The sequence below is a fragment of the Gudongella sp. DL1XJH-153 genome (genome assembly GCF_049310905.1).
Taxonomy (GTDB): domain Bacteria; phylum Bacillota; class Clostridia; order Tissierellales; family Tissierellaceae; genus Gudongella.
The window spans coordinates 19,800-36,373 of record NZ_JBMEMN010000022.1 but is presented as its reverse complement, the minus strand read 5'-3'; the positions used below and the strand labels follow the sequence as shown (position 1 = coordinate 36,373).

The window sequence follows — 16,574 nt, the reverse complement described above, 5'->3', positions numbered from 1 at the left end:
AGTAACAAATGTTACGCTTTTATTCTTACTCTCAATTGACGCAAAAAAAAGAACCCAAAGGTCCTTTTTAATCTAATTTATACGATATTCACCAACCAGTTGATTAATCCTCCGGCAATAATTAGCCAGGCTGTGTTGATATTGTACTTCATAATCCCAATCATGCCGCCTATGAAAATAAAAGCTGTGGTGATACTAAAAATTGATGATACTCCAAGCTTTACACTTACCACTGCCATCAAGACAAGTGATGCAATATTTACCCCATCCAAAGCACCTGAGAGCCAAATGTTTTCCCGAAGCTTATAAATAAAAGGCTTCATAAATGCCACAAGCACAAATGCCGGAAGAAAGATTCCTATTGTTGCAAGAACTGCTCCTGGGAAACCTCCAAGGATGTACCCGATAAATGTTGCCGTAGTAAATACAGGTCCTGGTGTGAACTGTCCAACAGCCACTGAGTCCAGAATCTGTTGTTCAGTTAAAACTCCTAGGGTTTCAACAAATTCTGCTTCAAGAAATGCAAGTAGAACATACCCACTTCCGTATAGAACCGCCCCGATTTTTAGAAATGTTAAAAAAATCATTGGTAGCGCAAGTGAATAGGTCTTCCCTGTAATCCTATCCTTGTTCTTCCATACCATCATAATGAATCCCGCAACAAACAAAAGAGGGATTTCATCTACACCAAGCAGGTAAATACCTGCAACAGCAAGTCCAAAACCCAGCGCCCACTTTGTCCTTATTACATTCTTGAACAGCCTGTACAGAGCGTTGATGATAACAGCCATTATGACAGCTTTCACACCATCAAGAACTGTTGTCAACTCAGGTAAAGATCCATAGGTTACATACATCACACCAAACATCAGAACCAGAAACATTGCAGGCAGAATAAAGGAAGCTCCTGCATTGAATAGGCCTATAATTCCTCCCCGTTCATAACCTACCAGCATAACCATCTCAGTTGAATTCGGTCCGGGAATAATATTTGTGGCACCCATGAAGTCCATAAATCGGTCCCTGCCAAGCCATTTCTTTTTCTCAATGGCTTCAGTTTCAAGCATGGCAATATGTGCAGCTGGACCTCCAAAAGCTAGAAACCCCAGCTTTGTGAACAACTTCCATATTTCCTTCTGTCTCTGTATTTTTTCACTTCCTGTAAGATCCTTGTACTCTTTGTCCTCCATACATTCACCTCGGTCTATATGTTCCCTGAGTTAGGAATTTTATTCAGCAACATTTGCCGCAACCTGCATGGGATCCCAGGCTCCTGAAAATGGTGGTGTATATGCAAAATCACTATATGCGATTTCTTCAAGGGTCATCCGCTGCTGAATGGCAATGGACAAAGCATTAATTCTATGCTCAGCACCTTTTTCACCAGCCAGCTGTGCTCCAAGAAGAATTTTGGATTCCTTGTCGAAAATATACTTGATATACAGAGGTTTGCTTCCCGGATAATATCCCGCGTTACTGTATCCTTTAATAAATACGGTTTCATAATCAAGGTCGTTATCCTTTGCCAGCTTTTCATTTACACCTGTAGCACTAATGGTTAGATCCAATATCTTGACTACAGATGCTCCAATTCCACCAGGAAAACTCTTGTCCTTTCCTGCAAGAATCTGGGCCAACAATCTTCCCTGTCTGTTTGCATAGGTTGCCAGTGGAATATGTACATTTTTTTTCAGCACTCTGTGGTATATTGTTGCACAATCCCCAGCAGCATATATATTATCAATATTGGTTTCCATCCTTTCATTTGTTACGATGGCTCCATTTTTCAATGTATCTATTCCCGTACCTTCCAAAAATTTAGTGGCCGGAACAACTCCAATCGCGACTACAACAAGGTCCGCTCCGTGTTCTCCCTTGTCAGTTACAACAGATTTTACCATTCCATCTGAGTCCTTGGTTATTTCCTTAACCTCTTCGTTAAAATCTAGCTTAATGTTCTTCTCCTTCAATTCTTCAATTAATATATCTCTGATTTCCTGGTCAACAGGCTTCATTATATTCGCAGACCTGTTTATAACACTAATCTCCTTGCCTAGATTATGGAAAGACTCCACAAGTTCAAGCCCGATATACCCTGCTCCAATAAGGACAACTTTTTTGACGTTTTCAGATAGAGCTGCTTCTTTTATCATCTGTCCATCCTCAACTGTCCTCAAGGTGAATAAATTACCAATGCCATCCTCGACAAATGGAGGCTTTAAAGGCTCAGCCCCAGTTGCAATTACAAGCTTATCGTAGTCCTTGTCAAATTCCTCTTCAGTTTCCAGGTTTATGACCTTTACCGATTTTTTCTCAGGTTCAACACTTAAAGCTTGGTGCATTATTTTTACTGTTATGTTGCTGTCCTTATAATCTTCCGGCTCTTTTATTACCAGATCCATATGGTCTTCTATTACATCTCCGATATAATAGGGCAGACCACATGCTCCGTAGGATATATGTTTGCCTTGCTCAAAGACAGTAATATTTGCTTCCTTGTCTTCTCTTGAAAGTTTTGCTGCACAGCTCATTCCTGCAGCAACTCCACCTATTATTACAATTTCTCTGGTCATATTTCCCTCCCGACTTTATACTAAAGTCCAATACTCTCCATCAAGTACATTACAATTACCAAAAATGCTCCAAATGGCAAAGTAACTTTGAAAGGATTACCTTTTATTTTGTGAAAAAGACTGTATTCACTGTATTTATCTTGGGTAAGCACACCTTTTTCCTTCAGTTTACCGTACATAATTGCATAGATAACAGTACCTAGAACTATTCCTATTAGCCCCCCTGTAATGGCATCAATGTATCCATTTCCTATTGCGCCTGCAATGGTTCCAGGGCAATATCCCAGAAGACCGAAGCCTACACCAAAAAGGAGTCCACCAATTGTTGCGTTCTTTATGGAACCCGCTTTTGTCTTGACCGGAACCATGTCTTTTGGATAAAAGTAGCTTATTCCAAGCATTGATACAACAATGGCTGTAAGGATTATTTTTAATACAGTAAAGTCTATCAGTCTTAATTGACCCACTATAACATCGTATTTGGTAACTCCTCCCTTTTGAAGGAGGAAACCGAAAAAGATACCAATTATAAGCCCCTGCATAAGTGTTCTGTTATTTTTTTTTGCCATTTTTAGTCACCTCTACATTCCATATATAAGGAAGGCCACCGCTATACCGCCAATAAAGAATGCGATTGCTGCAACCCAGCTAATAACTGACAACATACTGGTTCCACTTATTCCGTGTCCGCTGGTGCATCCACCAGCCCACCTTGCTCCAACTCCAAGGAAGATTCCACCTGCAACTGCAGCCAGAAATCTTAAGATGAAACTCTCTGATACCTCGTTTGACCACATATCTGGAACAGCTGTCAGGTTGAAATCTCCTGAAAGCATTGCAGAAACAAACGCTCCAAGTATGATTCCAAGTACAAGCATTATACCCCAATCAAGCTTAAGCTCATTCTTCTGGTAGTATGCATTGTTCTTAACTTTTTCCTTATCAAAGGATTTGTAGATGATTCCACCAAACTTCATAAAGCTGGTGGACGCTCCCAATGGTTTTTTTGAAACCAAAAGGGATCCAATATTTAAAAGTCCAATCAAAATCCCTACAACATAGGGTGACCATCTTTCAAGCATCAAGAAATCCATTTTTCTCCTCCTTATCTATATTGATTAAATGTAAAAGAAATAGACTATCAATGTCGATACCAGCAGGAAGATCGCGCTCATGATTCCTCCGGCTTTCATGTAATCTGAAGTTTTGTAATTTCCTGGTCCCATAATATAAGCATTTACCTGATGTGTGGGAATTATAAATGAATTGGAAGCTGCAACTGCAACAAGAAGAGCCAATCCCCTTGGATCAATCCCAAAACTCTCTCCCATTATCAGTATTAAAGGTACCAGTAAAACAGTGGCAGCTACATTGGACATAAACAATGAGAAGAAGGATGTGATTAGACCAATTACAAGTAGGATAAATATCACATTCCATGATTCCACAATGTTTATTATTGCCTCTGCTGTAAGTCTTGCTGCCCCAGTCTGCTCAAAAGCAGTCCCAAGAGGTATCAGACCGGCTAGAAGAAATACCGTTTTCCAATCAATTGCCTTGTAGATCTCCTCCTTGTATATTACTTTGGTAAAAAGCATCAGAATAGCTGCTGACAGAAAGCTCAAAGGTAGAGGTACCCCAAATAGTATCAGGAGTATACCTGTTCCCAGAATTAACATTGCATGTAGCTTCTTGTCAGCTCTGGAGCTTTCCTCTGGTGGCTTAACCTCACTTATTACTACAAAATCCTTTGTTTCCTTTAGGCTATTAAGGTCTTCCCATCTCGCAAAAACAATAACTTTAAGTCCTGGTTCCATTTCCCAATCCATCAGATTAAGTCTCTTTCCATCAGTATTTATATATGTTATTGGTTCAACTCTATAATTCTTCCTAAGGGAAATTTCCTCAAGGGTTTTCCCTTTTAGGTTTGAATCCGGAGGCAGAATTATTTCAGCGAAACCAGCTTCCTTCTCATCTCCAAGCTCTCTGAAAACCACTAGCTTATGCTGGTGTTCCAAATTGAAGGCTTTAAAGAATTGGTTCAGATGATCATCCTCTCCAAATATTGCAAGTACCTGACCTTCCTTGAATGTAGTCTTTCTCCAAGGGATGTAAGTCTTGCTGCCAGACTCCCACAAGGCCAGTATATGAATTCCAAAGATCCTCCATATATCAAGTTCCTCAATGGTTTTTCCTATAAGCTCACAATCCTCCTTAATTTCAACTTCATGAATCTCTTTTGGTAGATTATAGATATCAAGAAGCTCGTCCTTCCTTTCCTGGTCTTTTTCTTCTCCACCAGGCAAAACTTTACCTGACAATAAGTAGAAATAAAGAATCCCTGCAATTAGCAATCCCAAACCTACTGGGGTCACACTGAATAATCCATAGCTGTCATATCCACCCTCATTAAGAAGGTCATTTAAAATTATCAATGGTCCTGATGCTACCATTGTTACCGTTCCACCGAGAATTCCCGCAAATGCCAATGGCATAATAAGCCGTTGATGACTTATACCTGACTTGTTTCCAATTTTCTTTACAGCAGGTAAAAAAAGGGCTACAGCTCCAATGTTCTGCATAAATGAAGATATCAGACCTGCCACAGCCATAACAGTTGCAATTACTCTGTTCTCCTGAGTACCAGCTTTTTTCATTATCAATTGTGCAAAAGTATCCATTATTCCTGTCTTTTCAATTCCGTAACCTATTATCATAACTCCCATAATGGCTATTACAGCATTGGATGAGAACCCCGAAAAAGCCTGGTCCAGTGGTATGACCTCACTCCATGCCAATGATAGCATGATGATAATGGATGCCACATCATTCCTGATCTTATCCATGGAGAACATGATAACTGCAGCAAACAATATTATAAAAACAATTATTACATCAGTACTCATGACAATCCTCCCTTGATTTAGAAATCAAGCAGTCTCCACCAGTGAGCCTGCTTGATCTACTCTTGTCACTTTACTCATCTATGAAATGTTTCTATACATTCTAACTCCTCCGGTTATAACCACAGAATCGTATCCCTCATGCTTAAGGTATGCTGCAGCAGTTGTAGCTCTATTTCCGGAACCGCAAAGCACATATATGGTCTTGTCCTTATCCAGCTTGTCCAGATTCTCATACAGACTCTTTAGATGAATATTTAATCTGTTCTCACCTGGGTCTCTTTCCTCAATTTCATTAGCATCTCTTATATCAAGAAGTATAAAGTCATCACCTTTAGGCATTTCCTTGTATCCTCTTGCGGATATTGTAGAAAGCTTATCTATCTCATAGCCTTTTTCCTGCCACATTTCTATTCCATCTGGCAGATACCCGACTATGTTGTCAAATCCTATTCTTCTGCAATACCAGTAGATTTCCTCCATCTCTCCAACTTGTCCGTCTATTATAAATGCCAGTTTGTCATCCGGGAAGTACATGGATCCCAAGAATGCGGTAAGATTACCTTTGTTCAAATAAATTGATCCCGGAATATGTCCTCCAATGTAACCTTCTTTTGTTCTGGCATCTATTAGGCGTACTTCATCCCTAATTTCGGCTACTTCATCGACGGTCAGTACATTAAGCACAACTTCATCTCCAACAAAGTCTGCACCTTTAACATTGTGTCGCTCCATCCTCTCAAAGTACCTTGGCTTTATTCTCATTTTTGCAAATTTTTCGATAAACTCTTCCTTGGAATTCAACTGAAGCAACTCATTTGTAGCTTTTTCATATCCCAAGGATGAATATGGTCTTTTATCCATGGAATCACCACAAGCGGATCCTGCTCCATGGGCAGGACATAGAAGCACGTGATCACCCATTGTTAAGAGCTTATCGAATACACTATCATATAGAAGTCCTGTCATCTTTTCTAGATTCTCTTCTCCATAAAAGTCAGTCCTTCCAAGGTCACCCATAAATAAGCAATCGCCTGTGAATACCATATATGCTTCCTCTGCTTCTTTTTCATACACCGCATAGCTCAGATGACCCAATGTGTGTCCTGGTGTATGCATTGCCATTACGGTTATATCCCCCATTTGAATTTGGAAGCCATCCCGGATTCTTTCTCCATAGACATGACCAAGATCTTCGTGGTCAGATATGTATATAGTAGCTCCGGTTTTTTCCGAAAGCTCCATAGAACCGATTATGTAATCTTCGTTTCTATGGGTTTCGAGGATATACTTAATTCTCATTCCGGCTTTTCTGGCTTCGTGCATATAAACCTGTACATCTCTCATTGGATCAATTACTGCAATATCATCTCCGTCACCTATCATGTATGAATAATGCGCAAGTCCCTCTGTTTCAATTTTTTTGAAAAACATAGAATCCCTCCTTTTGATATTAAACTTCTTTTTATTTTTACCCCTAGAGTTTTGGTCTAAAACCCATTACCACAACATTACTTAATATGATAAATCAAAGCCTAAATAAACCATTCAATTTTATTAATTAAGATTATATCTAAGGGGTATAATTGAGTATGAGTGTAATCATCTATTATTATATTTTATAAGGAGGAAATGATGAAACTTACAATAGGAAGTACCATACAGAAACTTAGACAGAACAAGGGCATTTCAATTGATCAGTTTGCAAATGCACTTGGTACGATGCCCGATGTTGTCGAAAGATGGGAGAATAATTCCTCCTATCCCGATATTACAATGCTTTCACCAATAGCAAGGCTACTGGGAACATCCCTGGATGCTTTGCTTATGTTCGAGACAGAGATCAGTCCCGACGATGTAACTAACATTTACAAGGTTTGTGCAGAGAAGTTTGAAACAGGGGATTACGACGATGCTCTTATGGTTTGTGAGAACTACTTGGAAGCATATCCCAACAGCCTTTTTCTTAAGTTCAGGATGGGAAGCTTATTGCAGGAATACATCCAGATGGCTGATTCAGAAGATCAGGCAAACGAAGTACTGGACAGGTCCATATCTCTTCTGGAAGCATCCTCTGTTATTGATGATCTTGAAGTAAAGCAGGCTTCCTTATATGTACTGAGCAGTCTTTACACTATGAGGGAAGACTATGACAAGGCCATAGAAGTACTTAATACACTTCCTAAACTAAGTGTGAATACAGACTTTATGCTTTCTACTATCTATTCCATCACAGGTGATAGCGAAAGTGCCAAAATAGTAGAACAGGAGAGTCTATTTAATAATATTAACAATTCAATAATTTCACTAGCCAGCATGTGGGGAACCTCACTTAAGGAGAGAGAGCTCGAATTTGCAATGGAGCTGGCAATTCTACAAAGAAAGATGATAACAGACTATAAGCTGGAAGGATATCTTCTGGGCAACAATATACTTATGTTTGCTGACATTTATGCTGTAAGGAAGGATGTTGACAGGACCTTGGACTATATTGAGAAGTATGTTGACTGGGCACTTAAGCATGAGAACTCTGAACTGGATCTTTCGAAGAACAAGTTCTTCTATCTAGTTGAGAACCTTACACCTTCAATGAGTTTTGAATACCAGAGACAGAATTTTATAAGTTCTGTAATTAAGAACTCCGATTACGATCTTGTAAAATACACTGACAGGTATAAAAAAATAATTTCAAAAATTATCTAAGTTAAAGATGGGTGATCAGATGGATAAGGCAATACTTAAATCACTGGAATTCAATGAGAAGATAAAATACAGAATAATGTACCTTTACTCAATGGCATTTATCCTCTCAGCCTTCCTTTTTGCTTCATTGGATTTGATAATCGATGGAATTTTTAGAATCGCAATGTCTCCGACTCTATTGTTAACTGATTATCTGATTGTTGGTGGTATTGGAGCTAGTCTGCTTAACAGTGGGATTTTAATGATGTTCACTATATTCATAGCCAGTAGAAGTAATGCACTTATGAACGGCCCTCTTATCGCAGCTATATTTACAGTTGGAGGCTTTGCTTTTTTTGGCAAAAACATTTTCAACATTCAGGGAATTCTACTGGGAGTATATATTTTTAGTCGTATTCAAAAGGATCATTTCACAAAATATATTATTATCGCTTTTTTTGGAACCGCACTCTCTCCACTGGTAAGTCAGGTAAGCTTTGGAATGGGTTTCAGTACTTTAACGGGAGTTCTGTTGGGAACTGTAACTGGTGTATTCATTGGCCTTATCCTACCTCCTTTGGCAAGTAGCTTTGTAAGGTTCCATCAAGGATTCAATCTATATAATATTGGATTTACAGCAGGAATTGTCGGCATGATATTCATGTCTGTTTTCAGACTCACAGGATATGACCATGCACTTAAGCAAATCACAGCCTCTGAAACCAATATTAATTTGCTGATTCTACTAATTTTTTATTTTTTATCCATGATTTCTGTTGGGCTCTTTTCATCAAAAAAAGGCTTGTTGGAGTATCCAAAACTTCTTAAAAACCCTGGGCGACTTGTAACTGATTTTGTCTCCCTACATGGGTTTTCAACATCAATCTTAAACATGGGAGTACTTGGTTTGCTGGGGATTATTATTGTCCTTATTCTCAAAGGTCCAATAAACGGTCCGATAATAGGTGGCATTTTTACCTTGGTAGGCTTCGGTACCTTTGGCAAACACCCTATAAATACTCTTCCTGTAATGATTGGAGTTGTCTTTTCGGCTATTATTGCAGGTTTGTCTATTTCATCTACAGGATTGTTACTGACAGTTCTTTTTGCCAGCACATTAGCGCCAATATCTGGACATTACGGATATCTTGCCGGAATCCTAGCAGGTTTTCTCCATTTGTCACTGGTATCTAATCTTGGTTCTTTGCACGGGGGCATGAATCTATATAACAATGGTTTTTCGGGAGGATTTGTGGCAGCTTTTCTAGTCCCCCTATTTGAATCTTACAAAAAGGAGAGGGATCTATGAAGGATGAAAAATCAAAGCTTTTGAAAATTATGAATGAGTTGGTAAGGTTTTTCCTGAAGGCAGGGAATCATCATATCAACATCCAGATGGACCTGGACGAACACGAAGGGGTGATAGTACTGGAAGGGTGCTGTACAAGGATTTCTAATAAGCAAATCCAGGAACTGGACAGCATTATCAACTCACCTCGTAAAGATGAAGCAGAGGAGTATTATTGGAATCTTATAGGCAGCAATGATTTTTCCGAGCTCCATCTTTTAGGTGCACTTGTAAATGACGGTGAGGTTGGTTATGAGAGAAATAATCTAAGAATAAAAGTCAGAAGAAAATTTTAGGATGGTCAGTTCAGTTTGACCATCCTATTTTTGATTTTCAATTATTCTTTCAATATTGTCGTAAAAGTAAAGGGCATTTTCTCCATCCAGAGCCATCTCATCTTTTTTGATTTCTGCCAGATACTCCTGAAGTATCCTTGCCGTTCTTGAATCAGGATTCTCACTTATTGTTTCTTCGTATACCTTAAGAGTATCCTCCTTTAGGACACTTTCTCCTTCCTGTGCATATACATATTGATTTCCAAGGCCTTGAATGGCAAGGCTCATATAGGTATTGTAAAGCTCCTCCAATCTTGTCCGAGTTTTTCCTTCAGGGAACTTGTCAATGTGATTTTCAATTTGGAGTGCCCTTTCAAGAATTTCCTGAGCGGAAATATTAATGCTTTCTCCGTCTGTGGTCTCATTCTCTACCTCATTATTCCAAATTCTGAAATATGATTTAAATTCATCAGATGCATATTGTATGTGAGGAGCAAGCTTTTCAAGCACGCCTTTTGTGTCATAACCCTTTGCATAAAGATGATTCTCAAGTTGAATAAGCATTTCATCAACTCTGAACTCATCCAAGCTTTCTATATTGTCTTTTAGAAAATTGATGATTTTATCCTCGTCCATTCTTTTTTCAATAAAGCCATAGTACTCCTTAAGGATTTTAATTTGTTCTGTCTCTTCCAGACGTTCACTTACAATATCATTGGCTTTATCCTTGATATCCTCAATGTCTACCTTCTCGGTTATTTTGTCCATTTCCTCTGAACACCCAGTAATCAACAATGTACTTGCAAGTATTATTGAAATCATAAGCTTTCTCAAAGCAATCAACTCCCTTACCCCTATTATACAATCAATTCCCCGATAATATGTTACAAGTCCATTACATCCATGGATATTTGGGCTTTATTGCGTTACAATGATTTCAAAGCATTGACATAAATTAAAAAGGACAATATAATTTTATTTAGCTATTCAATTTTCTTTGGATATTGATTGAGACAACAAATTCCAAAGATATAAACCGGAGGGATAATATGACAAGTAAACAGATTTTTTTTAAAGGCTTCACACTTATTGATGGCACTGGAGCAGACCCCCTTTTAAATGCGTTTATGATAGTAGATGACAAAAAAATCAAAAAACTCGGTAAGCTAGTTGATGTAGAATCCACAAACGGGTATGAAGTTGTTGATCTTCATGGAAAATACGTGATGCCAGGAATGATAAACACACATGTCCATATTATTATGGAGCCTGTTGGAGATCCAAACAAGCTACTTATGACTGAATCAAAATACAAGACTCTCCTACGAGGTGTGGCAAACCTTAAAAAGCATCTTTATTCCGGGACAACCTACTTCAGGGATATGGGTGGGTACGATTACATGGACATAGTACTCAGGGATGAGGTCAAGTCTGGTCTTGTGGAAGGTCCTGAATTCCTTGCTTCGGGAAAGGTCATTACAATGACCGGAGGACATGGGTGGATGATGGGCAGAGAAGCCGATGGACCAGAGGAAACCAGAAAAGCTGCAAGAGAGCAGCTAAAAGCAGGCGCTGATGTGATCAAGATTATGGCAACAGGTGGTGTTATGACTCCCGGTGTTGAGCCTGGAAGCCCTCAGCTGGAAGAGGATGAAATGAGAAGTGCCGTAATGGAGGCTCACAAGGCAGGAAAGAAAACAGCTACCCATGCACAGGGTACAACTGGTATCAAGAATGCAATAAGGGCCGGGATAGATTCAATTGAGCATGGTATATTCCTGGATGATGAAGCAATCCAGATGATGGTCCATAACGGAACTTTTCTTGTCCCAACCCTTGTGGCTCCATACTTTATTGTCAAGTACGGTGTGGATGCTGGTATTCCAAAGTTTGCGGTCGACAAGGCAGAGTATGTAATGAAATACCATATAGACAGCTTCCAGAGAGCCCTCAAGGCTGGAGTTAAAATTGCCATGGGAACTGACTCTGGAACACCATTCAACCAGCATGATGGTGCACCTTGGGAAGTTAAGCTTATGGTTGAAAACGGAATGACCCCAATGGAAGGAATTGTAGCAACTACAAGAAATGGCGCGGAATGTCTTGGAATTGAAAATGATTACGGAACACTTGAAAGAGGTAAATACGCTGACTTCATAGTACTTGATGAAAATCCACTGGGTAACATTGATGCCCTCTTCAATGTTGAAAATGTATATAAGTTGGGAAACAAGGTCAAATAATATAGATTTACTACCCAAAAATTTTGGCTCCTGATATCATTATCAGGAGCCATATTATTTACTGATTTTCTTTTCCGATTTCATCTGTTAACTTCTCAATCTCATCGATTAACTTCCCTATATAGGCTATTGTATTCAGCAATGGCCTCTCTGTTGTAATATCAACACCAGCCATTCTCGCCAGCTCAACAGGGTTCTTTGTTCCTCCGGCAATAAGAACATTTCTCCAGTCCTCAATTGCTCTTTCGCCATCCTTAAGAATCCTATGACTTGCTTCTGTTGCTATTGTAAGTCCTGCTGAGTATGTGTAGGGATACAAGCCCATGTAATAATGAGGTTGCCTCATCCAGGTCATTTCAGCCCCTTCATTTATCTCAACATCTTCTCCCCAGAAAGTCTCCAGAGTCTTTCTCTTCAAATCATCAAGCACTTCGGCGTTGACACTTCCACCAACATCTATTATCTTGTAAACCTCTCTTTGATAATGTGCTTCCAAAAGATGCGTAACAAAGTTGTGATAATAGGTCTTTGAAACTATGGATGATAACACCCATCTCTTCATTCTCTTGTCTTCAGTTGTTTTCATTAGGTGGTTTGTAAGCAGCATCTCATTCATTGTAGATGGCGCTTCAATAAAGTATAATGAAGGCTCTGCATTATATATGCTCTGATTTCGATTTGCAAGATGAAAATGGCCCGCATGACCCAATTCATGTGCAAGAGTGAAAACATCTCTCATCTTGTCCGTCCAGGAAAGCAATACAAAGGGATGCGATCCATATGGAGTTGAACAAAATGCTCCTGTTGACTTGCCTTCGTTCATTACAAAGTCTATCCATCTCTCATCAAATGCTTTTTCAAGCATCATCAGATAGTCTTCTCCAAGTATTCCAAGACTATCGAATATATACTTCTTTGTTTTCTCCATTGAGATTTCAGGCTCAAAATCAGGATCCACATCCATTTTAAGATCCGCAAAAGTCATCTTCTCAATTCCATGAATTCTACCCAGAAGACTTGAATACTTTCTCATATGAGGAGCAAGATGCTCCATTACCAAATCAATTTGCCTGTTGTATAAGTCCAAAGTCACTTCCTGGTCGACCAGAAGGCTGTCAAAAACTGAATCAAATCCTCTTAAATCAGACAGGGTCTTCTCTCTCGTGACATGAGCTTGATATGCCGTCGCCATGGTATTTCTATAGCCTGAGAGATCCTTCGAGAATGCTTTAAAGGCATCTCTTCTGAGCTCTGTGTCTTTTTCATATTCCCACTGACCTTCAAAGGATGCAAAGCTCAATGAATGGCTTTCCCCTCTAGACTGAAAATCCTCGAATGAAAGATCCGCAAGCTTTGCCATATTATATACTCTGTAAGGTGCTTCAAAAGTAGTTGATAATGCTGACAAAACTCTCTCTGCCTCCGAGTGAAGCCTGAATGGCTTCTTCCTTGCTATAAACTTGAAGTAACCCATATTTTCTGAGTTTTGTCTTGCCGCATCCATAAGTACTTCTTCAGGTGTCTGCATTATTTCTGACTCCACAAAGCTTAGTCTGCTTTCCATAGATGAAATCCTATTGCTGATATCATCGAGTCTTTCCTGTGCCTTCATATTTGTCAGGTCCGCCTCTGCACATAGATAGGAATAGTTTTCAAGCCATCCGCCAAGCATTTCCAATTCTCTCATATCATCAAGACATTGATTTATTTCCTCTGCTGTCAAGAGCTTGCCTTTATATTTTCGTTCAATGGCTTCACCGATGGAAATGTATTTTTCCATTGTTTCCTTGAAGGACTTTTCATCCTTGAAAAGACCTGTAAGATCCCAAGTTAGACTTTTGTCGACTTCGCTTCTTTTTGGCATCTTATCTTCCATAACTATTCCCCCTGTTCAAATTATTACCCTGTGGCTAAATGCCTTCTTTAAACAAACTATCAACAAACTCATTTATATTTACAACAACTTCTTCTTTCCTAAAATCCTTCCCCGTATACAATCTTACAATGTACTCATCTTTCTTGAGAAACAGAATTCCACCATCCTCCATTTCCTGGTCAATATAGGTTATAAATTGTGCTCTGTCATAGTCAGGGTACCACTTTTTTGCATCCCAGTAATCTCCCATAAACCTTGTATCGCTTTCAAGTTCCATGTCATAAAAATATTCAGCTACACTATCGTTTATATACCCCGTTACTTCTGTTGAAACACTTTCATTCCGTCTCCATTCCCTGTAAGAGTATCTGGTCGGAGCAATTACGCTTCCCTCTCTTCTAAATGATGTGGTGTCTGGGTTTTCAATTCTAAGGGCCTTGTAATCATCCGGCAACTGGTCTCCAAAGCCGGTAGAGATAAGTCTCATGTTTATTATGGTCATCAAGCCTATCACTACAAATACAATAACTAATGCCACAAGGGTCTTTTGTACTGTGCCCATATTCCTTCCACCGAAGAATCCCCTAAGCTTGAATGCCACAAACAATCCAGCTATAACAGGTAGGATTGTTAGAATTATCATATTCCCAGCGACAACAGAATCGACTGTAACTATCGCTATAAGTATAGTAATAAGCAAGACACTAACCGTCATTTGTACCTTCCTGGACAGCAGAACCGCCGATGGGTTCATAAAAGGAAATTCATCAATGTCATCCTTTCCTTTTATATTAAGCCAGATTCGGATATTTCTAATTACAGAAACTAATAGAAAAATCGATATTGTGGGCATAAGTATAAGACTAAATAGACCTGTGTTGTAATAGAATATTGAGGGGTGGATTGGAAACATATTCCATAAATTGAAAACGTTCAACAGAATTATAGAAATAAAGCTAATATTCTCAAGCTTAATGGTCCTTCTTATGTTATCCATCTGTGCTGAGGTATCTATTGTTTCAAGATTATTTCCTTCCCTGCTGCTGAAGATATGAAGGTGATCTTTGGAACATACATGATTCCACCCCTTCTCCTTCTGCTGCTCAACATACTTCCTTGTTTTTTCCTTATCCACTGTCTCATAGGCTTTTGGTTGGGGATAGATGCCAATGTAATATTCCATGTCCTCAGGGTAGCCTTTCCTGTATGTACTGATACCCCACTTGAATTTTTCTACAAGCAGACCCTTGCTGGCCATATTTTTATAATGTTCCTCCATGACCTTCCAATCTGTAAGCTGGAAACCTTCCAACTTATATCTTTTCTTATCTGTCATTTCTTCTCCTTTCACGGCTCCCTGCGATCATTACCCTGATGGTTTCAAAGGCAGCTACAATCAGAAATGCTACGTAATGTCCTTTTGCGTAACTAAAAAAAGCTCTTGGAAAATAATAGTCATGAATATCTCCAGAAAGAAGACCAACCTGATTTCTCAGCTCAACCACCTGTTGGGAATCCATTCCTCTAGTAACCTCTTCCTGAATTCTTGGCTCATTTACTGAACTATCCTTGTCAAACATATGAAACTCAAGATTGTGAAATGCAAGCACCCGGTTATAATCAATATCCAAATTTTCGTAATCCTCCGGTGGTGTTGAGTAGAACTCGTATTGTGGATAATCCTCTTCTATAAGCTGAATCATTGGTTCATATTTAATGGAGTCAGAAAAGTAAAAGACAGTACCCAACAGCATCAATAATATCGAAATTAGCATTGCGACTCTCTTTAGAATATATAGTAACATAGGTATCCCCCTTAGATTATTGTCTTCTTTTTATTATATCACAAATAATCGGCTGAATTAACCTATTAAACACTAATATGTGACATTTTGGAGTTATTGATAATTGACATATGCTTGTTATTTATTTCACTTTTAAATAGATATAGTTAAATTTATTTATATATATGCCCCTAAACCTTGTACTAAGCTAAATCATAGACTTGTCTGGCTGCTTTCCTATTAATTTATTAAAACACTGAGTGTTTTTTTGAAAATACTATTGATTTATGTTGCATGCCGTGATAATATATTGTTACATAAATAACAATATGCATTTTGGAGGTTTTAATATGATAAAAAAATCAATTGGACTGGCGGCCTTCGCAGCTACTGGTTCCGGCCTTTTATTTACAATCGGGCTCGGAAATGCAAGTCCACTTAATATGATAATCCTAACACTTGTCGGATACTTTTTTACACTAAGTCTTTTTGATCACTACAATAATCTTAAAGAAGGTGAATAATAACATGACTATGGATAAATCAAAAATCAGAATCTTAATATTGGCCATAGGGAGCACTTCTTTGACCTGGATTTTGAATCATCATTTTGGACTTGGTCCCATTGTTGCAAGTGGCTTGGTAGGTGTAGTTGCAGCTCTTTTCATCCCTGGTGCATTGGCAGGTATAGCATACACTTCCTCTTTTGTGGGAATGAGTTCATTAACTGTACTTCCCTCTTTATTCATTGCCCTTTTAGGTGGTTTGATAGCAGGTATGGTGATTATAGCAACAACTGAAGTTTACGCAGGCATCGGCGGAAAGGGCGGAACAACCGCAGCTGCAGCAACACTTGTAACAAAAGCTATTTCAGGACTAATTGGATAGGA

The 16,574-nt window shown here is 38.9% G+C and carries 16 protein-coding genes; 6 read left to right on the top strand and 10 right to left on the bottom strand.

The genetic code is table 11. From position 1 onward, the window contains the following. Nucleotides 1–77: 77 nt before the first annotated feature. The 6 genes from ACOEN1_RS09390 to ACOEN1_RS09365 form a co-directional block, all read right to left on the bottom strand. Nucleotides 78–1,190, bottom strand: a complete 1,113-nt coding sequence (locus tag ACOEN1_RS09390; RefSeq protein ID WP_422486635.1) for a chromate transporter — start codon at nucleotides 1,188–1,190, stop codon at nucleotides 78–80. A gap of 39 nt (nucleotides 1,191–1,229) precedes the next feature. Beyond that, nucleotides 1,230–2,573 (bottom strand): CoA-disulfide reductase, encoded by a 1,344-nt coding sequence (locus tag ACOEN1_RS09385; protein WP_422486634.1) that lies wholly within the window; start codon nucleotides 2,571–2,573, stop codon nucleotides 1,230–1,232. Nucleotides 2,574–2,593: 20 nt separating this feature from the next. Then, nucleotides 2,594–3,142: a YeeE/YedE thiosulfate transporter family protein gene (locus ACOEN1_RS09380; protein ID WP_422486633.1), complete on the bottom strand. Its 549-nt coding sequence runs from the start codon at nucleotides 3,140–3,142 to the stop codon at nucleotides 2,594–2,596. 12 nt (nucleotides 3,143–3,154) lie between these two features. Then, nucleotides 3,155–3,667, bottom strand: coding sequence for a YeeE/YedE thiosulfate transporter family protein (locus ACOEN1_RS09375; RefSeq protein WP_422486632.1), 513 nt, complete (start codon nucleotides 3,665–3,667; stop codon nucleotides 3,155–3,157). A gap of 24 nt (nucleotides 3,668–3,691) precedes the next feature. Beyond that, a complete protein-coding gene (locus ACOEN1_RS09370) occupies nucleotides 3,692–5,479 on the bottom strand; it encodes an SLC13 family permease (protein WP_422486631.1) in 1,788 nt (595 codons plus the stop codon). A 78-nt stretch (nucleotides 5,480–5,557) separates the two neighbouring features. Beyond that, entirely contained in the window at nucleotides 5,558–6,910 is a 1,353-nt protein-coding gene (locus ACOEN1_RS09365) for an MBL fold metallo-hydrolase (protein WP_422486630.1), read from the bottom strand. A 201-nt stretch (nucleotides 6,911–7,111) separates the two neighbouring features. On the opposite strand from ACOEN1_RS09365, the gene ACOEN1_RS09360 reads away from it, so the two are divergent. Genes ACOEN1_RS09360 through ACOEN1_RS09350 form a run of 3 tightly spaced genes read left to right on the top strand, consistent with a single transcriptional unit; the run spans nucleotide 7,112 to nucleotide 9,802 of the window. Beyond that, the gene (locus tag ACOEN1_RS09360; RefSeq protein WP_422486629.1) at nucleotides 7,112–8,179 is read left to right on the top strand and encodes a helix-turn-helix domain-containing protein; all 1,068 of its coding nucleotides are present in this window, start codon (nucleotides 7,112–7,114) and stop codon (nucleotides 8,177–8,179) included. A 19-nt stretch (nucleotides 8,180–8,198) separates the two neighbouring features. After that, nucleotides 8,199–9,467: a DUF1576 domain-containing protein gene (locus tag ACOEN1_RS09355; protein WP_422486628.1), complete on the top strand. Its 1,269-nt coding sequence runs from the start codon at nucleotides 8,199–8,201 to the stop codon at nucleotides 9,465–9,467. Then, nucleotides 9,464–9,802 carry a hypothetical protein gene (locus ACOEN1_RS09350; protein WP_422486627.1) on the top strand — a complete coding sequence of 113 codons (339 nt, stop codon included), beginning with the start codon at nucleotides 9,464–9,466 and terminating at the stop codon, nucleotides 9,800–9,802. Before ACOEN1_RS09355 ends, ACOEN1_RS09350 begins: the two co-directional genes overlap by 4 nt. Nucleotides 9,803–9,826: 24 nt before the next feature. Here ACOEN1_RS09350 and ACOEN1_RS09345 read toward each other — a convergent pair whose 3' ends face one another. Beyond that, nucleotides 9,827–10,615, bottom strand: coding sequence for a hypothetical protein (locus ACOEN1_RS09345; RefSeq protein WP_422486626.1), 789 nt, complete (start codon nucleotides 10,613–10,615; stop codon nucleotides 9,827–9,829). A 215-nt stretch (nucleotides 10,616–10,830) separates the two neighbouring features. Between ACOEN1_RS09345 and ACOEN1_RS09340 the strand changes: the two genes are divergently transcribed. After that, on the top strand, nucleotides 10,831–12,024 hold the full coding sequence (locus ACOEN1_RS09340; protein WP_422486625.1) for an amidohydrolase family protein: 1,194 nt from the start codon (nucleotides 10,831–10,833) through the stop codon (nucleotides 12,022–12,024). A 58-nt stretch (nucleotides 12,025–12,082) separates the two neighbouring features. Here ACOEN1_RS09340 and pepF read toward each other — a convergent pair whose 3' ends face one another. The 3 genes from pepF to ACOEN1_RS09325 are packed head-to-tail and all read right to left on the bottom strand — an operon-like array spanning nucleotide 12,083 to nucleotide 15,705. Continuing rightward, nucleotides 12,083–13,900 carry an oligoendopeptidase F gene (pepF, locus tag ACOEN1_RS09335; RefSeq protein ID WP_422486624.1) on the bottom strand — a complete coding sequence of 606 codons (1,818 nt, stop codon included), beginning with the start codon at nucleotides 13,898–13,900 and terminating at the stop codon, nucleotides 12,083–12,085. A gap of 34 nt (nucleotides 13,901–13,934) precedes the next feature. Next, on the bottom strand, nucleotides 13,935–15,236 hold the full coding sequence (locus ACOEN1_RS09330; protein WP_422486623.1) for a DUF2812 domain-containing protein: 1,302 nt from the start codon (nucleotides 15,234–15,236) through the stop codon (nucleotides 13,935–13,937). After that, a complete protein-coding gene (locus ACOEN1_RS09325; protein ID WP_422486622.1) occupies nucleotides 15,226–15,705 on the bottom strand; it encodes a hypothetical protein in 480 nt (159 codons plus the stop codon). Before ACOEN1_RS09325 ends, ACOEN1_RS09330 begins: the two co-directional genes overlap by 11 nt. A gap of 329 nt (nucleotides 15,706–16,034) precedes the next feature. On the opposite strand from ACOEN1_RS09325, the gene ACOEN1_RS09320 reads away from it, so the two are divergent. Further along, entirely contained in the window at nucleotides 16,035–16,208 is a 174-nt protein-coding gene (locus ACOEN1_RS09320; RefSeq protein WP_422486621.1) for a hypothetical protein, read from the top strand. 4 nt (nucleotides 16,209–16,212) lie between these two features. Next, nucleotides 16,213–16,572, top strand: a complete 360-nt coding sequence (locus ACOEN1_RS09315; protein WP_422486620.1) for a hypothetical protein — start codon at nucleotides 16,213–16,215, stop codon at nucleotides 16,570–16,572. Nucleotides 16,573–16,574: the final 2 nt, after the last annotated feature.